Origin of the sequence: Spongiactinospora sp. 9N601 (assembly GCF_044326295.1) — a bacterium.
Lineage (GTDB): Bacteria > Actinomycetota > Actinomycetes > Streptosporangiales > Streptosporangiaceae > Spongiactinospora > Spongiactinospora gelatinilytica.
In genome coordinates, this window is sequence record NZ_JBIRBB010000003.1 from 315,746 (window position 1) to 337,614 (window position 21,869).

Here is a 21,869-nt window from a genome sequence, read left to right on the forward strand (position 1 = left end):
ATTCTTCCGGCTTGTCCTCTGGGCCGCCGTCCCGCCCCGGCCGTCCGTTGGCCGCCGCCCTCACGGAGGCGGAGGGCATCCCTGAGCTGGCCCCGCTCGCCGCCGCCCTCCAGCGGCTGCCCGCCTCAGCCGCCGTCGCCCCCGTGCCCTGATCGGGCGCGGGGCATCCTGCGGTTCGCGACCGGCCCGGCATCACCGCCGCCCGGCCGGTCCCCGGTCGCGATGGCCTGGATCAGGTGGTGGTCGGGTGACAACGAGCACGCGGGGTCGGTACGCCCGGCGTCGCCGGTGAGCGCGTACGCCTGGCACCGGCACCCGCCGAAGTCGGTGTCCCGGCGGGCGCACCCGGCGCACGGCCCGCTCATCCACGCGGTGCCCCGGTAGGCGTTGAACGCCGCCGACTCCTCCCAGATCCAGCGCAGCGAGTGTTCGCGCACGTCGGGGAAGGCCAGGCCGGGCAGCACGTACGCGCCGGGGCAGGGCAGTACCCGCCCGTCCGGCGCGACGGTCAGCGAGATCGCCCCCCAGCCCCCCATGCACGGCTTGGCCACGCCGTCGAAGTAGTCGGGGACGACCCAGATCAGCTCCATCCGGCCGGCCAGCCGCTCCCGCCAGGCGCGCACGGTCTCCTCGGCGCGCCGGAGCTGGTCGCGGGAGGGCAGCAGCCGGTCGCGGTTGCGCAGCGCCCAGCCGTAGAACTGGGTGTTGGCCAGCTCCACCCGCTCGGCCCCCCAGGACGCGCCCAGCTCGATGATCTCGCCCACGGTGTCCAGGTTGTGCCGGTGCAGCACGACGTTGAGGCCGAGCGGGAGATCCGCCTCGCGGACCAGCGCGGCGGCCCGCTCCTTGGCGGCGAACCACCGGCCGCCCGCGATGCGGTCGGACGCGGCGGCCGTGGCGTCCTGGACGGAGAGCTGGACACTGTGCAGCCCGGCCGCGGCCAGCTCGGCCAGCCGCGCGGGGGTCAGCCCGGCGCCGCTGGTGACCAACTGCGTGTAGACCCCGGCGCGGGCCGCCGCCGCCACGATCGCGGTCAGGTCGGGCCGCAGCAGCGGCTCCCCGCCTGACAGGTGGGCGTGTACGACGCCGATCGCCGCGGCGTCCTCCATCACGCGGACCCACTGCTCGGTGTTCAGCTCGCGGTCGCGGGCGATCAGCTCGACCGGGTTGGAGCAGTAGGAGCAGTGCAGCGGGCAGGAGTGGGTCAGCTCGGCCAGCATCGCCCACGGGGGCGCGACGGCGCTCACCCGACCCATCCCTCGTCGCGGATGCGCGCCAGGAAGCCGGAGACGTCGGCGGCGACGGGCGCGGCGGGCCAGGTGCCGGTCAGTTCGGTGACGATGTCGCCGACGGTGCGCTCGCCGTCGCACAGCCGTACCACGGCGGCGGCCTCTTCGTTCAGCACCACGATCCGCTCGGGCATGACCAGCAGGTCCTGGTCGCGCACCGGGTCGTGGCGGAGCACGATCGCGCGCCTGAGCCGGGGCCGCCAGTCCGGGCCGGGCGGGGACGGCGGGGCGCTCACCGGTAGGCCCGTTCCACCGCGTCGAGCAGCGACCAGAGCACGTCGCACTTGTAGGCGAGGGCCGCCACCGCGCGTTCCTGGTCGGCCCGGCCGGACGCCCAGGCCAACACCAGTTCCAGCGCCTCCTCGCCGTCTCGCGCGCCCTGCGGGACGCGCATCCTGAAGTAGGCGAGGCCGTCCTGGTCGATCCACGGGTAGTGCCGCTCGAAGGCGTCGATCCGCTTGCGCATCAGGTCGGGGGCGAACAGCTCGGTCAGGGAGGCGGCGACCGCCTCCAGGGGGGTGCCGAGGCGGCAGAGGTTCACGTAGCCCTCGACGGCCAGCCGTACGGCGGGCAGTACGTCCTGCCCGGACAGCAACTGCTCGCGGGGAAGACCCGCGGCCTCGCCGAGGCGCAGCCAGCGTTCGATGCCGCCCTCCCCGGGGCGCGTGCCGTCGTGGTCGTGTATCCGGCGGATCCACGACCTGCGCAGTTCCGGCGTGTCCAGTTTGGCGAGGGTCAGCGCGTCCTTGATCGGGATGTGCCGCTGGTAGTGGAACCGGTTGAGTATCCAGCCGCGCAACTCGTCCTTGCTCAGCTCTCCCGCGTGCATCCGGAGGTTGAAGGAGTGCAGGTGGTGGTATCGCCGCTCCGGTACGGCACGCATCCGCGCCTCGAACTCGCTTCTCGTCCACGCCGTGGCGCTCACAGCTCGATCACCGTCCCCTCGGCCGCCACCCGAGCCCCGGACACCTCCAGCTCCGCGTGCTCGGGAGCGTCCGGATCGACCAGCGGATTGGTGTTGTTGAGATGGGTGTAGAGGACCCTCCCGGGGAAGGCCGCCAGGCGCGGGGCCGTGGCCACGATGGGCAGGTGCCCCATCTGGGTGGCGGTGCGGGAGGAGGCGCCGGACCGCCGGGGTTCGTCGTCGTCCCAGAACGTGCCGTCGATCAGCACGACGTCACAGCGGCGCAGCACGTCGTCCAGCCCGGCCGGCCAGGTGCCCATGGCGGGCGCGTACAGCAGTGACCGGCCCGTCGCCCGATCCGAGATCACCAGCGCCACCACCCACGCGCCGGCCGGGTCGTCCGTGCCGTCGGGGGTGGCATAGCGGGGGCGTTTGGCCGACAGGGGCACGGCGGCCACCTCGACGGTGCCGCCGAGCGCGACGGGCCGGACCTGGAGATCGCGCCGGTCCAGAGTGACGTACGGCGCGAGCGTGCCGTCCAGCCCGAGCCGCCGCCCGACCGCGTCGCCCACCGCGGGCGTGGCCCAGATCTCCAGCTTGTCCGCTTCGCGCAATCGTGGGATGCCGAGCGTGTGGTCGAGTTCGGCGTCGGTGAGCAGCACGCCGGACAGCGGCGTCTCGCGTGTACCGGCCGCCGGGAGCAGCCACGGGCACGACTCGATCTGCTCGCCGAGGTCGGGGGTGGCGTTGACGACATAGGACCTGCCGGGCGCCACCTCCAGTGCCAGTGACGCGTGCCGGCGGCGCCGGCGTGGATCAGCGCGTGCCCCGTGACAACCGGGGCACGCGCAGTTCCACTGCGGCACCCCGCCACCCGCCGCCGTGCCTAGGACCTGCAAACGCATGCCTGGCCCCTCTCGCGTGGTACGGAGGCGTCGTCGTGGCGGAATTACCGGGTCAGGAAGTAGGCCGTCATCTCCATGGAGGCCTCGACGATCTGGTAGTCGGGCTTGTGCCAGGTCATCTCGGCGGCCTCGCCGCGGGCTTTACGCCTCTTGGCGTGGACACGTGGCGGCCGTTTAGCGTCGGGTTTCTTTGGTGTCTCCATGGTTCTCGCCTCCCTGCTTCATCTGCTGCCACAGTACGTCCCCCGGTCGGCCGGTAAAAGCCGACTTTAAAGTGAAAGTTACATAACCTTGCGCCGTATGTCAGGTATCAGCGGTTATCCCACTCGGCGAGTATCGCGGCCTCCTTGTCCGGATCGATGCCGTGCGAAACCCGGACGTTGCCGAAGTTGCGCCGGTCGGCGGGGACATCACGGAGCCAGGCCCAGGTGTCGGCCACCGTCTCGGCGATGGGGCGGCAGCGCAGGCCGGCCGCCGCCGCCTTGGCCGAGGACATCCGCCACACGTTTCGCATATCCGGTGTGCCGGGCACCCACAGCGGAAACTCGGTCCACGGCTGCACCTCCCGCGCGAGCAGGAACTCATCGTCCACCCACACCGGCTCCGCGTCGGACCCGGTCACCCGGATGCACTCGGCCAGCCAGCCGCCGTAGGTGGTGGTGTCCGGCACCCCACTGGTCAGGAACCGGTCGTCGGTGCCCGCCTCGGCCTGGTCCAGGGTGAAGGCGGCGATGTCGCGGGCGTCGATGAGCTGCATGGACACCTCCGGGTCGCCGGGCGCGAGCACCCGCCCGCCCCGCTCCATGCGGGTCAGCCACCAGGGCAGCCGCCCGACGTTCTCGTGCGGGCCCAGGATCAATCCGGGCTGGACGATCAGCCGGTTGCCGTCGAAGCCCTGCTCCACGGCCCGCTCGCAGCCGGCCTTGAGCGTGCCGTAGTCGCCGTCGTCCGGACCGGCGTCGGGCGCGCAGTCGAACAGGGCCGACGTCTCGTCCACCGGCTCGGCAGGGAAGCCCTTGAACGCCGAGATGCTGGAGATGAACGCGTAGGTGGCGGCCCGGCCGGACAGCGCCCGCACCGATTCGCCGACCACCTGCGGCACGTATCCGCAGACGTCGATCACCGCGTCCCATTCGCGCCCTTCGGCGAGCCGGGCGAGGTCGGCCGGTGATTCGCGGTCGCCGTGGACCGCCTCGGCCCCCGGCGCGTCGGTGCCGCTTTTGCCCCGGTTGAAGGTGGTGACCTGATGCCCGCGGCGCAGTGCCTCCGCGACGATGGCCCGGCCGAGGAAAACGGTGCCGCCAATGATCAAAGTTCTCATACGGCTTATTCTTCGGACGTACCTCCGAGATGAGCAGGTGATTTCACGCCCAGCGCAAGGTGTATGCCAGGAGCAGAAGAAGCCTCGCCGGCATGGGCGAAACCCGACCCTTCGCGCCCGAGGACGTGTACCCGGGCGGCGGCGATGTCGAAGTAGAGCGCGACGAGCTCCAGCCGGCCCTCCGTCACCAGCTCCTCCACAACGGGATAGGTGCGCAAATTCGCCAGTTGCTGGGAGGCGTTGGACCGGCACAGCCGGTCGAGCGCGGGGGAGCGGTCGCCCTCGCCCGCCGCCTCGAACGCCGCCATGCTGGGATCGGCGTGCCGCAGCCAGCGCCGCAGGCCGGGCAGCTCGGCCGCCGGGTCGCCGCCGCCCTCCAGCAGGGTGGTCATCGCCGCGCACCCGGAGTGGCCGCAGACCGTGATCGTGCGGACCCCGAGCACCCGGGTCGCGTACTCGACCGCGGCCACGACCGAGTCGTCCGCGCCCGCCTCGCCGTACCGGGGCACCAGATTGCCCAGGTTGCGAACGGTGAACAGGTCGCCGGGGCCGCTCGCGGTGATCAGGCTCGGCACGACCCTGGAGTCGCTGCACGTAATGAACAGGTGGACCGGCTCCTGCTTTCGGGCCATCCTGGTCAGGAAGGGGCGCACCAGGTGCGCCGTGCGCCGATGGAACTCGCCCGCGCCGGCCAGCAGCTCCGGTACCGGTTCCTCGCCGGTCGTGATCTGCACGGGCCCTGACTCCGGCGCGGGGTGCGGCCCGGCCTCGGCGTCCGGCCCGGCCAGGCCCCGCCGCCGCTGCCGGTGGGCGCGCGGCAGCCACCAGCGCTCGGGCACCAGCGGCGGGGTCTTCGCCGGGAACATCCGATCGCCGCCCGCGGCCATCGCGTACCACTCGTCGTGCATCTCGTCGATGTCGACCGTGCCGCCGCCCCGCTCGTGGCCGAGCCGCCAGGCGTGGATGGCCTCGAACGCCGCGTTGTCCATGAAGTCGATATTGAGGTCGAGGTCCACCGCCGCCCCCGCCGGGAGCAGCCGCAGCGCGGCGGTGATCCGCGGCACGCCGAGGAAGGTCAGCGAGCCGCCGATCAGTACGTGCCAGCGCCCGTCGGGCCGCGGATTGAGCTGGACGGTGACCCACGTCAGCCGGCGCAGCGCGAGCAGCGCGGCGAGGCCCAGGCCGATGAGCACCCCCTCGGCCAGCCCGAGCAGCGCCACCCCGCCGAACGTCATCACATAGACCGGCACCTCGCCGTGCCCGCGCAGGTTGGGAATGTGGCCGAGATCGATCATCTTGACCCCGGTGAAGACCAGCAGGGCGGCCAGCGCCTCCATCGGGATGAGCTGCACCGCCCAGGCCAGGAACGCGGTGAACACCAGCACCCAGACCCCGTGCAGCACGGCCGACCAGCGGCTGCGCCCGCCCGCCCGGACGTTGGTGGTGCTGCGCACGATCACCCCGGCCACCGGCAGCCCGCCGAGCGCGCCGCTGACCATGTTGGCCATGCCCTGGCCGGTCAGCTCCCGGTCGAGGTCGGCGCGCGGGCCGTCGTGCAGCTTGTCCACGCCCACCGAGCACAGCAGGGACTCCACCCCGGCCAGCAGCGCGACCAGGAGCACCGCCCCGGCCAGCGCGTGCCAGTCGCCCTGCGGCCACAGCGGCGACTGCCACCCCTGGATGCTCCCGGCGAGGTCGACGCGGGTGACGTCGAGCCGGAACACGGCGGCGACCAGGGCCGCCACCAGCAGTGCGGCCAGCGGCGCGGGCACCGCGCGCAGCGGGGGCGGCGTCCTGGCCCACAGCACCAGCACCGCCACGGTGATCACACCGACCCAGACCCCGCCGGGGTGGTGGGTGAGCAACTGTGCGGGCAGCTCAGAGATGTTCTCGATCGCCGAACTCTGCGGGCTGCCGCCCAGCACCACGTGGAGCTGGGAGAGCGCGATCACCGCGCCCACGCCGGCCAGCATGCCGTGGACCACGGCGGGGGACACGGCCAGCGCGGCGCGGGCGACCCGGAAGACGCCGAGCAGTAGTTGCAGCGCGCCGGCGAGCAGGGTGATCGTGCAGGTGGCCCGCCAGCCGTAGGTCTGGACGAGGTCGAAGACGACCAGGGCCAGGCCGGCCGCGGGCCCGCTGACCTGTACGGCCGAGCCGCCGAAGGCCCCGCCCACCACGCCGCCGACGACAGCGGCCACCAGCCCGGCGATCAACGGGGCGCCGGACGCGACCGCGATTCCCAAAGACAGTGGCACGGCCACCAGGAAGACCACCAAGGAGGCGGGCAGGTCGTGTCTGAGCACGGAGCCGAGGTGACCGCTCGCTATCGATCCCTCACGCTGAGTGTTCACTGTCATGGTGCGAACCCTATGTCGTGGGGCACGCGAATTTCACCGGCCTGCGGGAACCTTTTGCAAGCCGCGGGGGGAGATCGAAGCCTTAGCGGTAATAGTCGGGATAGTCGGGTTCGGGGGCCCGGTGGTTTCCGCTGCGCCCGCCGGTCCTGCCGGAGCCGTCGGGGACCGCCTCGGCCTCGGGCTGGCCGTACAGCTCGCTGTAGGAGGGCCAGTTGCCGCTCTGCGGCGAGGGCTGCCCCGGCTGGGCGGGGGGATGGCGGTCGGGGATCGGCGCGGCGTACGGGCCGCCGCCGGAGAGCACGTCGTCGGCGGGCACGGCCCGGCTCGGGCCGGTGGGCGTGGACATCGCCGGGGAAGGGCCGGTCACGGTGTCCGACTCGTCGATCATCGCCCAGCCCGCGCGGACCTCGTAGGAGTTGGAGGAATAGGAGTCGCCGACCTGGTGGCCGGCGGAAGGGGTCACGGCCGGGAACGACTGGACGGGCGGCGCGGGCCACGATCCGCTGGAGGCCGCCGGTACGGCGGAGGCGGGCCCGGACGGGGGATCGTCGAGGATGTCGGCGGTGCCGCTCCAGGAATAGGAGTGCCGGTCATCCTGCCGGGGCGCGTCGGCCGCGGGGAACTGCCCGCTCGTGGCGGACACCGACCGGCCGGAGAACGGCCCGGTCGAAAGGGGGTCGCCGGCGGCGATGCGGCCCGCGGCCAGATGGCCGGGGGACAGGCTGTGGCCCCCTGTGGACAGCGGGTCGACCATCGGCTGGTCGCTTCTTTCGGGACGGGGCGCGGGCGCGCTCTCGCGCGGGTGCCCGGACGCCGCGGCCGGACGGCCCCGCCTGCCGGTGGTCAGCGGGTCGGCGGCCAGCGGGTCGCTCAGTGGGTCCGGTTTGGGAAGGGGCATTCGCTGGGTCACGTCCGCGGGCAGCGGGCCGGTGAGCGGGTCCGGCCTGCCACCGCCGGGACGCTGCCCGCGCGGCGCGGCGAGCGGGTCCGCCAGCGGGTCGGGCCGTCCGCCGCGTCCGGGGCCGGTGCCGACCAGGTCGGGTGTGCCGGCCAGCGGGTCGGGGCGTCCGCCGCGTCCCGGGCCGGTGCCCACCAGATCGGGCGGGCCGTTGCGCGCCGGATCAGGAGCCCCGGTGAGCGGGTCGGGCCGACCGGCGCGACCGGGGCCGGTGCCTACGAGGTCGGGTGTCCCGGTGAGCGGGTCGGGCCGTCCGCCGCGACCGGGGCCGGTGCCTACGAGGTCGGGTGTGCCGGTCAGTGGGTCGGGGCGGCCGGCGCGGGCCGGGTCGGGTGGGCCGGAAGGGCCGCCGGTCAGTGGGTCGGGCCGGGCCGAGGCGGTCGGGCTGGCGAGCGGGTCGGGCCTGCCGGGCCGGGCGCCGGCCGGCGGCTCCCCTTTGCCCGCGCCCGGGCGGGCGTCCGGCCGGGCGGGACGGGAGGCCGGACGCGGCGGACCGGCCAGTGGGTCCGGGCGCGAGGAGGCACGGGTGTCGGAACGCTGCGCGGGCGGCGAGTTGCGCCGCTGGGGCGTGCCCGCGCCACGCCGAGGCGTACCTCCGGAGCGGCGCGGCGGGCCCGCCGCGGGCCGCGCGGGACCGCGCCCGCCCGCCTGGTCGGCGGCGCGCGGCTCCTGTGGCTGGTTGAACATCACGGTCTTCTGGTCGGCCGCCGCCTGGCCGGGAGGGGTGCGCGGCTGCTGGTCGGGCTCCACCAGGTCGGCGAGGCCCCCTGGGCGCGCGGCCGGTACGGCCGGCGTACGCCTGGTCGGCTCGTCCGCCCCCGCGGCGTCATCGCGCACGCGCGGCGCGGCGCCTTCGCGGGGAGGATCCTGGGGTGCGCCCGCCGGGCGGGGGGCGCCACGCCTGGCAGCGATCGTCCCGCCGAATCCGCCTTCGTCGTCGCGGACCTTGCTCCAGTAGTCCTCGTCGTAGTCGTCCGCTTCGCCCCATTCGTTCACACCGCGCCGGCCGCGCCCGGAACCGGGGCGCTGCGGACGCTGGCGCTTCTCCTCCGGCTCGTCGATCGGGCTGAAGTCGGGTGTGAAGTAGTCGACGCGGGGCTCTCTGGTGGCGAAGTCGTCAGAAGAGAGCTCGGGCTGGCTCTCCGCCTGCTCGGCCATCTTCTTACGACGGTCGGCAGGCAGCGCGCTCTCCCGGCGGCTCATTGACCGCATGCCCAGTGCCACGACGACGAGCACGACGAGCACGACGGCGACCAGGCTTGCTATGACCGCGAACATTGCACCACCCTCAAGGCCATGGCCTGCCAGCGGCGCCGGTGAGACCGCGCGGCCATTGACGCGACCTGCCTGACTTGATCACCAACGCTCGGCGAACGGATCTGATTGTGTCGGACCACTATGAGCGTTGTCACACCCTAAGTGAAGAATTGGTAACCATTACTACCTCCGGTGCTCGGCGGGTCACTCGATGTGGACCGCGGTCAGGCGACCCCGAGCGATGGTCCGCTCCGCGATGCGTTGCAGCGCATCGGAGAGAGGGGTGTCCTCCTCGATCTCGACCTTGCGGTCGAGCGCGTAGACGGTGAAACGATAGTTGCCATCGGGGCGGCATGGGGGGGAGTAGCCAACCTTGCCGTTCGCCAGACGTAACTGGCCCGTTCCGGTGGGCATGCTTTGCGCGATGTTGTCACCCAGCTCGGTGGTGCGAGGGTCGATGTTGAACAAAACCCAATGCACCTCGCCGTCGAAGCCGGCGGCGTTGTTGTCGACGACCACGGCGACCGCCTCGGTGCGCGGAGTCGGCACGCCCGACCAGCGCAGCGGCGGGTTGCCGCGCTTGCCGGTGCAGGAGTATTCGGTGGGCAGCGGAGCGCCCTCACTGATCCGGGAGCTGGAGACGCTGATGGTGTCGAGGACGGAGCCGCCGCTGCCCAAAATGCCACAGCTTGCGGTGACGACGGCGAGCGCCCCGGCGACCACCGCCGAACGGGTGGCCCGGCGCGCGATCGCTGACGACCTCGGCTGCCCCATGCCCGATGATGCTACGCGGATCTGGCGCGTGCGCTGACCGGATCGCGAGGTTCTGTGGCCACGGCAGGCATTCCGATCGGCCACAATCGTGACATGGAGGGGGTGAGCTTGGACACTCGGATGAGCTTCGCCGTCCTCGGTAAGCTGGAGGTTCACCGTGCGGGGGAGCCCGTTGAGGTCGGCGGCCAGCGGCTGCGAGCCCTCCTCGCACTTCTTCTCATCGATCCCGGCCGCGCCGTCGGTCTCGACGCGCTGATCGCCGGAGTATGGGGCGATCGGCCGCCCGCCGGGGTGGCCAACGCCTTGCAGGCCCTCGTCTCCCGGCTGCGCTCGGCGCTCGGCGCCGGGACCGTGATCGCCGACGGCTCCGGCTACCGGCTGGCCGCCGATCCCGAACGCGTGGACGCCCACCGCTTCGCCGGCCTGGCCGCCCAGGGCGGCGAGATCCTCGCCGCGGGCGACCCCGCGGCGGCGGCGCGCACCCTGCGCGCGGCGCTCGCCCTGTGGCGCGGCCCGGCGTTCGCCGACCTGGCCGGCAACGACGTCGTCGCGGCCGAGGTCACCCGGCTGGAGTCGATCCGGCTGACCGCGACCGAAGACCGGCTGGAGGCCGACCTTCGGCTCGCGCGGCACGCCGAGGTACTGGCCGAATTGCCGGCGCTGGTCGCCGCCCACCCGTTGCGCGAGCGCCTGCGCGCTCAGCGGATGCGCGCCCTGTACGGCCTGGGCCGCCACGTAGAGGCGCTGGCCGCCTACCAGGAGGCCCGCGCCGAGTTCGCCGACCAGCTCGGCGCCGACCCTTCACCCGCGCTGTCCGACCTGCACCTCGCCATGCTCCGCAGGCAATGGCAGGAACCGCGGCGGGTCCCCGCCGAGATCTCCGCGCCCCCCGTGGCCCCCGAGCCGCCGCCCGCGCGAGAGCCCGGCGGCAACCTGCGGGCCGGGCTCACCAGCTTCGTCGGCCGTGAGGACGACCTGGCCAAGACCGGCGAACTCCTGGCCGGGCACCGGCTGGTCACCCTGATCGGGCCGGGCGGGGCGGGCAAGACCCGGCTCGCGGTCGAGTCGGCCAGGGCCGTCGCCGACCGCATGCCCGGCGGCACCTGGCTGGCCGAGCTGGCACCCGTCGCCGACCCCGACGAGGTCCCTTACGCGGTGCTCACCGCGCTCGGCGTACGCGACCCGCTCGCGCCCGCGCCGCGCGCCGGCCGTCCGAGAGAGGACGCCACGGCCCGGCTGGTGCGCTCGGTCGGCGACCGCGAGCTCCTGATCGTCCTGGACAACTGCGAGCATCTGATCGACGCCGCCGCCCGGCTGGCGGACCGGCTGGTCGCCGAGTGTCCCCGGGTGCGGGTGCTCGCCACCAGCCGCGAGCCGCTGGGCATCACCGGCGAGGCACTGTGGCCGGTCGGGCCGCTCGCGTTGCCGCCCCGCGACGCCACGGCCGAGCAGGTGCCGCGCTACCCGGCGGTCACGCTGTTCGCCGACCGCGCCGCGGCCGTACGCCCGGGGTTCGACCTCGCCGCCGAGGCCGGCGCCGTGCTGCGGATCTGCCGCGACCTGGACGGCATGCCGCTGGCCATCGAACTCGCCGCGGCCCGGCTGCGGTCGCTGTCGGCCGGGCAGATCGCCGACCGGCTCTCCGACCGGTTCCGGCTGCTCACCGGCGGCAGCCGTACCGCGCTGCCGCGCCACCAGACGCTGCGCGCCGTGGTCTCCTGGAGCTGGGATCTGCTGGAGGAGCCGGAACGCACGCTGGCCGCCCGGCTGGCCGTCTTCGCCGGCGGCGCGACCCTCGACGGCGCCGAGCGCGTCTGCGCGGGCGGCGGCCTCGACCCCGCCGACGTGCTCGACCTGCTGGCCAGGCTGGTCGACAAGTCGCTGGTGATCGCCGAGGCCGACCGCTACCGGATGCTTTCGACCGTGCGCGCCTACGCCACCGAGCGGCTGGCCGAGTCCGGCGAGGAGCACCGGGTACGGCTGGCCCACGCCCGCTTCTACACCGAGTTCGCCGCCGCTGCCGAGCCCGGGCTGCGCGGGCGCGAGCAGCTCAAGCGGATCGGGGAGCTGACCGCCGAAGGGGACAATCTGGCCATGGCGCTGCGCTGGGCCACCGAGGCGGGGGAGCGCGAGGTGGCCCTGCGGCTGGTGGGCACGGCGGGGTGGTACTGGTGGCTGATCGGGCACCGGGCCGAGGGCGCGTACCGGGCCCACGCCGCCCTGAGCCTCGCCGCGGGCGGCGAGGACACGATCGATCCGCAGGTCCTCGCGCTCGCGCACATGTCCTTCGGCATCAACGCCGCCGACGCGGGGGTGCTGTGGGACGAGGCGAACGCCTCGCTGCGGACCGCGATCGAGATCTCCCGCGAGCGGCTGGCCGGCCCACTTCCGCCGATGCTCGCGGTGGCCGAGATGATCCTCGCGCTGTTCCTGAACAGGGACGGCACCGAGGCCCTGGGCCTCGCCAGGCGGCTGATCGACCACCCCGACCCCTGGGTGGTCGCGATCGGCGGGCTGTTCCGCGGCATGCTGCTGATCAACGGCGGCCGGGTCGCCGAGGGCCAGGCCGAGGTCGAGGAGTCGCTGTGGCGCTTCCGCGAGATCGGCGACCGCTGGGGGATCGGCAACGCGATGGCCGTCCTTTCCGAACTGGGCATCATGCGCGGCGACTCGGAGCGCTCGATCCGCGACATGCGCGACGCCATCGCCGTGGTGGACGAACTCGGCGCCCGCGAGGACACCGCCTACCTGCGCTCCCGGCTGGCGATCGGGCACAACATGGCGGGCGACCGGGCCGAGGCCGAACGCGTGCTCGACCAGATGTGGGCGATCGTCCGCCGGGCGGGCGACCGCACCGGTGAGGCCGGGGTGCACAGCGTGCGCGGCGACTTCGCCCGCGAGGACGGTGACCTGGAGGCGGCCCGGCGGCACTACGCCGCCGGGATGAGCGCGCTCGGCGACAAGGCCCCGCCGCAGTTGCGGGCGCTGCTGACCAGCTCGCTCGCGCTGCTCGCCGAGGCGGAGGGCGATCTCGCCCGCTCCCGGCGGCTGCATCTGCGGTCACTGGAGATCGCGCTGGACGGCCGGGACGGGCCGGTGCTCGGCGGCGCGGTCATCGGCTGCGCCGGGCTGGCCCTGGCGGAGGGCGACCCCGCGCGAGCCGCCACGCTGCTGGGCGCGGCGGCGACCATCCGCGGGTTCGACGAGGTGGTGGACTTCGACCACGTGCGGATCACCGAGAACACGAAGGCCGCGCTCGGCCCGGAAACCCACTTCCGATGCTTCGAGCGCGGCCGTTCGATGCCGCTCGGCGATGTGCTGGCCCTGGCCCGCGCCCCCGGTGGCGGCCCTGGGCCCGCCCGGCGCTGAGCCCGCCGGGCGCAGCGCCGGTGGTCAGGCGTGGTTGCGGAAGACCCGGATCGCCAGCGGCGCGAAGACCACCACGAACCCGAGCGCCCACAGCAGCGAGATCATGGCCGACTGCGCCACCTCGCCGCCGATCAGCAGGCCGCGGATCGCGTCGGCCAGGTGGGTGACCGGGTTGACGTTGGACCACGCCTCCAGCCAGCCGGGGAAGGTCTGCGAGGGGACCAGCGCGCTGCTGGTGAAGGTCAGCGGCATCATCGTGGAGAAGGCGATCATCTGGACCTTCTCCGGGTTGGCCGCCTTCAGGCCGATCAGCACCGACAGCCAGGCCATCGCCAGCGAGACCACCACGAGCAGCGCGAGCGCGCCGATCAGCCCGGCCACGCTCGTGGTCACCCGGAAACCGAGGATCATGCCGAACCCGACCAGCAGCGCGAACGCCCACACCTGCTTGAAGGTGTCGGCGATGATCCGCCCGGCCAGCGGCGCGGTGCGCGCGATGGGCAGGCTGCGCAGCCGGTCGAAGACGCCCTTGGTGATGTCGGTGTTGAGGCCGATCGCGGTGGACAGCGTGTAGAACAGCGCGTTCTGGACGAGCAGGCCCGGTAGCGCGAACTGAAGGTAGTCACCCGTGGAGCCGGAGATCGCGCCGCCGAACACGTAGGTGAACAGCAGCAGGAACATGATCGGCTGGATGCTCAGGTCGAGCAGCTCCCACGGGTTGTGCTTGATCTGCACGAGGCTGCGCCAGGCCAGCGTCATGGTCTGCCGCACCGTGGCGCCGGCGCCGACCCGCTTGGCCGTGGCCGGCATCGCGGTGCTCATGGTGGTCACGCGAGGCTCCCTTCGGGATCTTGGTCAATGGTCGGCGGGGTGGTGGTCATACCAGCGCCTCTTCCTTGCCGGCGCCGGCGCCGGCGCCGGCCTCGTCCTCGGCCTCGGCCCGGTGGCCGGTGAGGGCGAGGAACACCTCGTCCAGGCTCGACCGCCGCAGCGACAGCTCGGACGCCACGACCCCCAGGTCGTCGAGCCGGCGCACGATCGCGGGGACCACCGCGGGATCGTGGACCGCCGCCATGACCTTGCCGCCCGAGATCTCGGGCTCGTCGTCGATCACGTCGGCCACCACCTGGACGACCAGGTCGAGGTGGGCCTCCTGGACCGGGCGGACCTCCAGCACCTGCGCGCCGGTGCGGGACTTGAGCTCGTCGGAGGTGCCCGAGGCGATCACCCTGCCGTGGTCGAACACCACGATGTCGTCGGCGAGCTGGTCGGCCTCCTCCAGGTATTGCGTGGTCAGCAGCACCGTCACCCCGTCGGCCATCAGGCCGCGCACCACGTCCCACAGCTCGTTTCGGCTGCGCGGGTCGAGACCCGTGGTGGGCTCGTCGAGGAACAGCACCTGGGGCCTGCCCACCAGGCTGGCCGCCAGGTCGAGCCGCCGGCGCATGCCCCCGGAGAAGGTCTTGGCCGCCCTGCCGCCCGCGTCGGAAAGCGAGAACCGCTCAAGCAGCTCGGCCGCCCTGCGCCTGGCATCGGCCCTGGACAGCCCGAGCAGCCGCCCGATCATCAGCAGGTTCTCCACACCGGTGAGCATCTCGTCGACCGCGGCGTACTGCCCGGTCAGGCCGATCATCGAACGCACCTGGTGGGCGTCTCGCCGCACGTCGAAACCGTTGACCCTCGCCGTGCCCGCGTCAGGCCGCAGCAGGGTGGCGAGCACCCGCACCGCGGTCGTCTTGCCCGCGCCGTTGGGCCCGAGCACCCCAAGCAAGCGGCCCTGCGGCACCACGAGATCGACGCCATCGAGGGCCTTGGTCTCGCCGTAGTGCTTGACCAGCCCTTCGGCCTCTATCGCGTGTCCCATCCGAGATCTCCTCTTCAATCGTTCGCTGTCACACCCTGCCAGGGGCCACTGACATTTCTCTGAGGCGTTCGCGCGGTCGCGGCACGAGCCGCTGAGATCCCGCTGACAGCCTGCTGAGCGCTTAGGCTGACAGGGTGACCATGCCAAGAACGCCGCCCCGCGGGGCGCCGCCCGCGTGCGGTGAGGGGCCCTGGTGAGCGTTCCGCTTCGCGACCCCGCCAACCGGGTCTCCCGCAAGGCCGTCACGCTGTGGGTGCTGGAGGCCCTGTTCGGCTTCGCCCTGCTGCTCGCCGGCTCGCTGCTCGCCGCGCTGTGGATCGACGGCGCGGAGTGGTGGTGGGTGCCGGGCTGGCTGGCCGCCGACTCCTGGCTGCTGCCGGTGGCGGTCGTCGTGGTGATGTCGCCGTTCGTGGTCATCGAGCCGCTGTGGCGCTATGCGGTACATCGGTGGGAGCTCACCGACGATGTCGTGTACGCCCGTTCCGGGTGGATCAGCAGGCAGTGGGTCTTCGTACCGGTGAGCCGCATCCAGACGGTGGACAAGGCCCAGGGGTGGTTCGAGCGCCTGCTCGGCCTGGCCACCGTGGAGATCCGCACCGCCTCCTACGCCGGTTCCTCCAGCATCAAGGGCCTCGAATACCCGGTGGCCGCCCGCCTCGCGGAAGACCTCGCCCGCCGCGCGGAAGAACTCAGAGACGACGCCACATGACCTCATCCCCACCCGGCGACCCCCGAGAGGGACACGCTGACCCGGCCCGGAAAGAGGATTCCCCTCCACCACATCAGGACCAGAGAGCCCCGGCCCCGGCGGAGGGGCCTGCCGGCTCCCCAGAGGGCGGGCCGGTCCCCTCGCGTGAGGGAGCCGGAGTCCCGGCGTCCGGGGAGAAGCCTGACCGCTCGCCCGAGGGCCTGACCCCCTCGCCAGAGGGACGGGAACGCCCGGTGTCCGGAGAGGGGCCTGACCGGTTGCCCCAAGGTGGGCCGGTGCCGTCGCGTGAAGGGCAGGGAGTCCCGGTGTCCGGGGAGGCGCCTGCCGCATCGTCCGGGGGCGGGTCCGTTCCGTGGGGTGAGGGGCGAGGGCTTCCGGTTTCGGGGGAGGGGGCTGCCTCGTCGTCCGGAGGTCGGGAGGCTTCGCCGGGTGAGGGGGGTCAGGGGGCACCGTCTTCGGGGCCGCGTGGGCCGGGGTGGTCTGGGAACGGCGGGGCGGTGGTGGGGGCGCCGGCTCGGCTCAGTCCGAGGGTGCTGCTGATCGATCCGGTGCGGATGCTGCCGTCGTTGTTCGTGCCGCTCGTCGGCGTGCTGTTCGTGGGCGGGTTCTCCCCGGCGTCGTTCGGGTGGGCCGCCTTCGGCGTGGTGGGCACCGTCGTCTACTCGGTGGTGCGGTGGGCGACGTTCACGTACCAGATCGTCGGCGACCGCCTGGAGCTGACCCGCTCGCTGGTCAGCCGATCGGTGCGGACGATCCCGCTGGAGCGGGTCCGTGGCGTGGACATCAGCACCCCGCCGCTGCACCGGCTGCTCGGCCTTTCGGTCCTGCGGATCGACACCGGGGCCAGAGGCGGCGGCGAGAAGCAGGAGGGGGAGCTCAACGGCGTGACGGCCGCCGAGGCCGAACGCCTCAAAGGCGTACTCCTGCGCCGCGCCAAAGCGGCCAGAGGCCAGGCCCCCGAGGCGGTGCCGGAGGCCACCGCGGGCGAGCGACCGGAGGTCCGAGCCGTACCCGGCGAGGCCGTGCCCTCCAAGCCCTCCGCACCTTCCGCAGCGGGCCAGGTGCACACCGCCGTGCCGCGAAAGTGGCTCCTGTACGGCCCGCTGTCCGGCGCGTACCTGCTCACCCCGTTCGCGCTGGCCGCCGGCGCGGTGGGCCTGGCGTTCCAGTGGGGCGAGGAGTTCGGCTTCGGCCGGCGCGCCGCCTGGGACCTCGGAAAGTGGCTGTGGACCCATCCCTGGCTCCTGGTGGTGGCGGCGGTCCTGCTCGTGCTGGCCATGCCGTTCGTGGGCGCGGTGATGTACGCGGTCTTCAACTGGGACTTCACCCTGCGCTCCCGGGACGGCTACCTGGTCGCCGAGCGCGGCCTGATCAACCGGCGCAGCGTCTCACTCGAACGACGCAGGGTCAGAGGCTATGAGATCGTCGACGCGCCGGCCGAGCGCTTCGCCCGCGTGGTGCGGGTATGGGCGATCGTGACCGGGCTGGGCGACTCGCAGACGCGGGGACAGCTCCTTCCGGTCGTACCGCGTCAGGCCGCGCTGGCCGTCACGGCCGAGGCGGTCGGCGGGTTCGCCGCGCCGCTGCGCCCGCATCCGGCCGCCGCTCTGCGCCGCAGGATGTTCCGCGCGGTCGCTCCGTGGCTGTTCCTGACGGCTGTGGGGGCCGTGACGGCCCTCACTACGGGGGACTGGGAGTGGTGGGCACCGGCGGGCCTCGCGTTGCTGTCGGCCGTACTGGGCGTACCGCTGGGGCTCGACCGGTACCGCTCGCTCGGGCACGCCTACGACGGCACGCGCCTGTCCGTGCGCTCCGGGTCCCTGCGCCGCCGTCAGGCGGTGGTCGAACGGCGGGCGGTGGTCGGCTGGACACTGCGCCAGACGTGGTTCCAGCGGCGGGCGGGCGTGCTCACCGTGATCGCCGGCGTGGGGGCGGGCTCGGGCGGGTACGCGGCCCTCGACGTCGCCGAAGCGGACGGCCCCGCCTTCGCGGCCGAGGTCACCCCCGACTGGCTGGCCCCCTTCACGGCCCGGCCCGAGCCCCCTGGCTGATCACCGAGCACGTCGACCGGCCGAGCAATGGCGTGGAGGTTCAGGTGGGCGGGGGCGGCCGGTGGGGTAAAGTGGATCTTCGGGCGGCGGCCTTTGGGCAGGGTCGTTGTGCCGGCCAGGTGCGGCCGGGGGAGTTCCATCGTCCCAGGGGACGGCTTAGCCGGCCCGCGGGGTGAGTGCCGGGGCTGGCCGGGCCGCCGGTCAGTCCTGCTTGCGGGCGCCGAACATGATCTCGTCCCAGGACGGGACGGACGCACGCCGTCCCCGTGACCCCTTCCTGGCGGGGCGTGCGGGAGCGGGCTTGGGCGTCGCCGGCGTGGGCGGGGGAGGCGGCGGCGCCGTCTCGGCGGCCTTCTCCACCGGCTTGGGCTCCGGCTCCGGTTGCGGCGCGGGTTCTGGTTCCGGTCGAGGTTCCGGCTTCGGCTCGGCGGCCTTCGCCGCCTTCTCCGGCTGCGGCTTGGGCTCCGGCGGCGCTTCGGCGGCGGTCTCCCGTACGGCGGGCGCGGACTCGCCGCTCGCCGTCGCCTTGCCGGCCTCGGGCGCCTCGCCACTCTCACCGGCGGACACCGGCTCGTCCGCAGCCGCGTCGGCCGCCTTGTCCGTCACAGCAGCGGCCTGCGCTGCGCCCGCCGCCGTCTCCACCTCGGCCGGGTCGGGCTCGGCCTGCGCCGGGCTCGTCGTGTCCTGCTCGGCGGTCGCCGGTGGCTCGGCCTTGGCCGGGCTCGTCGTGGTCTCCTGCTCTGCCACGACCGGCTCCGTGGCCGCCGGTGGCTCGGCCTTGGCCGGCCTCGTCGTGGTCTCCGGCCTGTCGATCGCCGGGGTGGGGGCGGGCTCGGCCTTGGCTGGGGTCGTCGTGGTCTCCTGCTCGGGCATCGCCGGGGCGGCCGTTTCGGCGGCCGGCGAAGGCTCGGCCTGAGCCGAACCCGTCGTCGCTTCCTGCTCGGCCACGGGCACGTCGCCCACCGTCGGGCCGGTCGGAATCGGCGGCGTCGCCGGAAGCTCGGCCGGCTCGGAGTGCTCCGGCCGGGCGGGCTCGGCGGGGACGGCCCTGGCGGGCGGCTCCTCGGTCCGGGGCCGATGGACGGCCTCAGGCAAGGCGGACAGCGGTGCGGACGCCGCGGGCGGGGCGGGCACCGGAACGGGCGGCGCAGGGGTGGGCACGGGCCTGGGAGGAGCGGGCGGCAGGTCCCTCTCCTCCTCGTGGACGCGGCCGGTCGCCTGGCGGTGCGGCTCGGGCCGCGGCGTGAGGAAGCCCGGCTCGGCCCGTGGCGGCGCGAACCCCGGTTCCGCGCGCGGCAGCGCGGGCGGGGCGGTGCGCGGCAGCGCCGGGGGGTCCGGGCGCGGCGCCGGGTCCGGCGGCGGGGGCGGTTCGTGGCGCACCACGGACGGGAAGCTCTTCGGCGGCGACGGCTCGGGCGCGAGCGGCGGCACCGGCTGGAGCTTGGCCACCCGGGGCACGAACGGCGTCACCGTGGAGTCGGGCACCGGGTCGGCGGCCTCGCCGCCGGGCTCGACGTAGTCGGCCGACGACAGCCGCAGCGCCTCGTCGTCGTGCGGGGAGATGTGCCGGCGGCGCGGGTCGAACAGCCACTCGGCGTGCCGGGTGTGACCGTTCCAGACGAAGCCGAGCTTGACCCGCCACAGGCCGTCGTCGCGCTTGGCGGAGTCCCAGTCGATCTCGTCGGCGGGCACGCCGCGCCGGGTCAGCCGCTCGGCGACCAGCTCGCCGAGGGTGGGGCCGGGAGAGGACTCGCCGGGCAGCCGCACCGCCACGCGCTGCGCCTGCTGGGCCATGTACTCGCGCTCCTGCAGGACGGGACCTTCGAACCAGCGGACCCGCTCGACGGGAATCCCCGCGGTGGCGGCGATCTCCTCGGCGGTCTCTCCCGCGCGGATTCGGGCCTGGATCTCCTTAGGGCGCAAGGGACTCTCCACTTCGATCTCGTACTGGCCGAGACGGGAGAAGTTTCCGCGGACCGCCGCGCGGAGCCGGTCGTCTACGGGAAGCGTGAACCGCGTACCTCGGCCGGCCGTCGCCAGCACGAGGTATGTGCCGTCCTCGCTCACCGCGACGAGCCGGAGCTCCTGCATGCGAGTCCCTTCGTCGTCGAGCTCAATCTTCCCCCGGACCCTTGAGTCTCTCGCGTGTGCCGGTTGCCTTCCAGCACCGTACCCGGCATGTCCGAACATCGCCTTGCTGGAGGGGGCTCGATCCGATGTGACGCCCGTCACATTCGCCGTTTCCATCGGCTTACATCCCACCCGTGGCCGAGGGGAGGCCGGATGTCCCTGATGGATTCTTCCCGATGGCGCGGCGACGTGCGGCGGACTTGACGGAAGAAGCCGGGAGAGGGCTCGCGCAAGGGGGCGTGAAACGGGCCTGTGGGGGAACGGCGGGCGGCCGGACGGCGGCGGCGGAACGGCCGGCCGGGTCCTGGACGGCTCGGCGCAGGAGTACCATCTGCGGGATCTCCATCGGATCAGGGACTGAGCGGCGGGAAGGCGGTCCTGAATGTGCCCCGCCCGCGAGTGGCGGTGGCGACGGGACACGCGGACGCGCACTTCCCGGGGGAAGCTCTTTACCGAATCAATGCGCGGGTCACCCGAGTGCCACGCCGAGGTAGTCACCGGAGAAGCGGCGGCCCGGGTGCAGACGGCCGCGCGGCGCGGCGAAATCGCCGAAGCGGGGGGTGTGTGCGCGGCTCGCCCAGGTACGGACCCCGCCGGGGTCAGGCGGTGCTCGGCGCCTCCGACGCGCGCAGCAGCCCCGAGCCCCCGATGCCGATGACGACGGCCAGCAGCGCGGCCCCCAGCGAGAACCCGTAGGCGTTGGACGCGCCGAACATGTCGGTCATCCGGCCGCCCGCCCACGCCCCGAGCGCGACGCCGAACCCGACCGACGTGGACAGCCACGCCATGCCCTCGGTGAGCAGGTGCGGCGGCACCAGGCGCTCGATCATGCTGTACCCGGTGATGATCGTCGGCGAGATGGCCATCCCGGCCACGAACAGCGCCGCGCCGAGCAGCGGCAGGTTGCCGATCAGCACGATCGGCGTCAGGGCGACGGCGAAGAAGATCAGCGCCCGGACGAACCGGCCGCGCAGCGAGAGCTTCCAGGAGCGCGCGCCGTACCAGAGCCCGGAGACCATGCTGCCGCCCGCGAACGAGGCCAGCAGCGCCCCCGACAGCGCCTTCGCGTGGTGCTCCTCGGCGAAGGCCACGGTGATGAGGTCCACCGAGCCGAACACCGCGCCCATGGCGAGCAGGACGCAGCACAGCAGGACCACGCCGGGGATCGTGATGGGGCTGCCCGAGCGCCCCGCGGCCCGGCCGGACGGCGGCTCGGTGCCGCGCTGGAGGGCGAAGAAGAGCGTCCCGATCACCGTGGAGACCAGCGCCACGATCAGCCCGGCGTACAGGTTGACCCCGGTGGCCAGGGCGGAGACCACGGCCGGGCCGGCGACGAAGATGACCTCGTCGGCCACGGACTCGAAGGAGAAGGCGGTGTGCAGCTTGGGCGAGCGGCCCAGCAGGTGCGTCCAGCGGGCCCTGACCATGGAGCCGAGCGAGACGGCCGCCGCGCCCACGACCACCCCGGTGGCGTACAGGGTCCACTGCGGCGCGCCGAGACCGGCGCACAGCATCAGCCCGACCAGGGCGGTGCCGTGCACGAGCACCAGCGGGATCAGCACCCTGCCCTGACCGAACCGGTCGGCGAGGCGGCCCGAGAGCGGGGCGGCGATGGCGAACGCGATCGACACCGTGGCCGACACCGCCCCGGCCGTGGTGTACGAATCGGTCAGCCCGGATATGAGCAGGATGATTCCGATGCCGAGCATCGACATGGGCATTCGCCCGAAGAATCCGCTGATGACGAAGCCCTTGACCCCGGGCATGTCGAACAGGCCACGGTACGCCCCCACCACTTCGACTCCCTCCGCACGCGCTCGGCGTGGAATTCGGCGCTGCTTCACCCGACCGCGTGCTCGGCACCGGAAACCGTGCCGGGCCGTCGGTGGCCGCGGGACCGGACCCGGCGGCGAGGGGGAGACTTATGCCCCTCTGGACGATGACGCACTATTGAGACTTGAATCAAGTGGATTTTCGC

Annotated in this window: 17 protein-coding genes; 4 read left to right on the forward strand and 13 right to left on the reverse strand. The window is 73.5% G+C overall.

Annotation, left to right across the window (positions count from 1 at the left end):
• Positions 1 to 11 precede the first annotated feature (11 nt).
• Positions 12 to 152, forward strand: a complete 141-nt coding sequence (locus ACH34R_RS08420; RefSeq protein WP_397560718.1) for a hypothetical protein — start codon at positions 12 to 14, stop codon at positions 150 to 152.
• Here the strand turns inward: ACH34R_RS08420 and pqqE are convergent.
• The 9 genes from pqqE to ACH34R_RS08465 form a co-directional block, all read right to left on the reverse strand.
• Entirely contained in the window at positions 126 to 1,247 is a 1,122-nt protein-coding gene (pqqE, locus tag ACH34R_RS08425; protein WP_397560719.1) for a pyrroloquinoline quinone biosynthesis protein PqqE, read from the reverse strand. The two genes, ACH34R_RS08420 and pqqE, sit on opposite strands and share 27 nt — an antisense overlap.
• Positions 1,244 to 1,525 (reverse strand): pyrroloquinoline quinone biosynthesis peptide chaperone PqqD, encoded by a 282-nt coding sequence (gene pqqD, locus ACH34R_RS08430; protein ID WP_397560720.1) that lies wholly within the window; start codon positions 1,523 to 1,525, stop codon positions 1,244 to 1,246. The genes pqqE and pqqD overlap by 4 nt, the downstream gene beginning before the upstream one ends.
• On the reverse strand, positions 1,522 to 2,214 hold the full coding sequence (pqqC, locus tag ACH34R_RS08435) for a pyrroloquinoline-quinone synthase PqqC (protein WP_199537236.1): 693 nt from the start codon (positions 2,212 to 2,214) through the stop codon (positions 1,522 to 1,524). The genes pqqD and pqqC overlap by 4 nt, the downstream gene beginning before the upstream one ends.
• Positions 2,211 to 3,098, reverse strand: coding sequence for a pyrroloquinoline quinone biosynthesis protein PqqB (gene pqqB / locus ACH34R_RS08440; protein WP_397560721.1), 888 nt, complete (start codon positions 3,096 to 3,098; stop codon positions 2,211 to 2,213). The genes pqqC and pqqB overlap by 4 nt, the downstream gene beginning before the upstream one ends.
• Positions 3,099 to 3,142: 44 nt before the next feature.
• Complete coding sequence (gene pqqA / locus ACH34R_RS08445; protein WP_111170180.1) at positions 3,143 to 3,301, reverse strand: pyrroloquinoline quinone precursor peptide PqqA; 159 nt, start codon at positions 3,299 to 3,301, stop codon at positions 3,143 to 3,145.
• Between the two features lie 107 nt (positions 3,302 to 3,408).
• Complete coding sequence (locus ACH34R_RS08450) at positions 3,409 to 4,419, reverse strand: NAD-dependent epimerase/dehydratase family protein (RefSeq protein ID WP_397560722.1); 1,011 nt, start codon at positions 4,417 to 4,419, stop codon at positions 3,409 to 3,411.
• A gap of 5 nt (positions 4,420 to 4,424) precedes the next feature.
• Positions 4,425 to 6,779, reverse strand: coding sequence for a SulP family inorganic anion transporter (locus ACH34R_RS08455; protein WP_397560723.1), 2,355 nt, complete (start codon positions 6,777 to 6,779; stop codon positions 4,425 to 4,427).
• Positions 6,780 to 6,861: 82 nt separating this feature from the next.
• On the reverse strand, positions 6,862 to 9,015 hold the full coding sequence (locus ACH34R_RS08460) for a hypothetical protein (RefSeq protein WP_397560724.1): 2,154 nt from the start codon (positions 9,013 to 9,015) through the stop codon (positions 6,862 to 6,864).
• A 183-nt stretch (positions 9,016 to 9,198) separates the two neighbouring features.
• Complete coding sequence (locus ACH34R_RS08465) at positions 9,199 to 9,768, reverse strand: YbhB/YbcL family Raf kinase inhibitor-like protein (RefSeq protein ID WP_397560725.1); 570 nt, start codon at positions 9,766 to 9,768, stop codon at positions 9,199 to 9,201.
• 102 nt (positions 9,769 to 9,870) lie between these two features.
• Between ACH34R_RS08465 and ACH34R_RS08470 the strand changes: the two genes are divergently transcribed.
• Complete coding sequence (locus ACH34R_RS08470; RefSeq protein WP_397560726.1) at positions 9,871 to 13,137, forward strand: AfsR/SARP family transcriptional regulator; 3,267 nt, start codon at positions 9,871 to 9,873, stop codon at positions 13,135 to 13,137.
• 24 nt (positions 13,138 to 13,161) lie between these two features.
• Here the strand turns inward: ACH34R_RS08470 and ACH34R_RS08475 are convergent, their stop codons facing one another.
• Complete coding sequence (locus ACH34R_RS08475) at positions 13,162 to 13,959, reverse strand: ABC transporter permease (RefSeq protein ID WP_397561024.1); 798 nt, start codon at positions 13,957 to 13,959, stop codon at positions 13,162 to 13,164.
• A 55-nt stretch (positions 13,960 to 14,014) separates the two neighbouring features.
• Positions 14,015 to 15,001, reverse strand: a complete 987-nt coding sequence (locus tag ACH34R_RS08480) for an ATP-binding cassette domain-containing protein (RefSeq protein WP_397560727.1) — start codon at positions 14,999 to 15,001, stop codon at positions 14,015 to 14,017.
• A gap of 193 nt (positions 15,002 to 15,194) precedes the next feature.
• Here ACH34R_RS08480 and ACH34R_RS08485 point away from each other — a divergent pair, with 193 nt between their 5' ends.
• Positions 15,195 to 15,710 carry a PH domain-containing protein gene (locus tag ACH34R_RS08485; RefSeq protein ID WP_233508348.1) on the forward strand — a complete coding sequence of 172 codons (516 nt, stop codon included), beginning with the start codon at positions 15,195 to 15,197 and terminating at the stop codon, positions 15,708 to 15,710.
• Positions 15,711 to 16,240: 530 nt separating this feature from the next.
• Positions 16,241 to 17,761 carry a PH domain-containing protein gene (locus ACH34R_RS08490; protein ID WP_397560728.1) on the forward strand — a complete coding sequence of 507 codons (1,521 nt, stop codon included), beginning with the start codon at positions 16,241 to 16,243 and terminating at the stop codon, positions 17,759 to 17,761.
• 201 nt (positions 17,762 to 17,962) lie between these two features.
• On the opposite strand, the gene sepH is transcribed toward ACH34R_RS08490, so the two are convergent.
• Both sepH and ACH34R_RS08500 read right to left on the reverse strand, forming a co-directional pair.
• Positions 17,963 to 19,852 carry a septation protein SepH gene (gene sepH, locus ACH34R_RS08495; RefSeq protein WP_397560729.1) on the reverse strand — a complete coding sequence of 630 codons (1,890 nt, stop codon included), beginning with the start codon at positions 19,850 to 19,852 and terminating at the stop codon, positions 17,963 to 17,965.
• A 638-nt stretch (positions 19,853 to 20,490) separates the two neighbouring features.
• On the reverse strand, positions 20,491 to 21,684 hold the full coding sequence (locus ACH34R_RS08500; RefSeq protein ID WP_397560730.1) for an MFS transporter: 1,194 nt from the start codon (positions 21,682 to 21,684) through the stop codon (positions 20,491 to 20,493).
• Positions 21,685 to 21,869: the final 185 nt, after the last annotated feature.

Coding starts and splice junctions, on each gene's coding strand:
- pqqB (WP_397560721.1), bottom strand. CDS start 3,098: ATGCGTTTGCAGGTCCTAGGCACGGCGGCGGGTGGCGGGGTGCCGCAG.
- pqqA (WP_111170180.1), bottom strand. CDS start 3,301: ATGGAGACACCAAAGAAACCCGACGCTAAACGGCCGCCACGTGTCCAC.
- ACH34R_RS08450 (WP_397560722.1), bottom strand. CDS start 4,419: ATGAGAACTTTGATCATTGGCGGCACCGTTTTCCTCGGCCGGGCCATC.
- ACH34R_RS08455 (WP_397560723.1), bottom strand. CDS start 6,779: ATGACAGTGAACACTCAGCGTGAGGGATCGATAGCGAGCGGTCACCTC.
- ACH34R_RS08460 (WP_397560724.1), bottom strand. CDS start 9,015: ATGTTCGCGGTCATAGCAAGCCTGGTCGCCGTCGTGCTCGTCGTGCTC.
- ACH34R_RS08465 (WP_397560725.1), bottom strand. CDS start 9,768: ATGGGGCAGCCGAGGTCGTCAGCGATCGCGCGCCGGGCCACCCGTTCG.
- ACH34R_RS08475 (WP_397561024.1), bottom strand. CDS start 13,959: ATGAGCACCGCGATGCCGGCCACGGCCAAGCGGGTCGGCGCCGGCGCC.
- ACH34R_RS08480 (WP_397560727.1), bottom strand. CDS start 15,001: ATGGGACACGCGATAGAGGCCGAAGGGCTGGTCAAGCACTACGGCGAG.
- sepH (WP_397560729.1), bottom strand. CDS start 19,852: ATGCAGGAGCTCCGGCTCGTCGCGGTGAGCGAGGACGGCACATACCTC.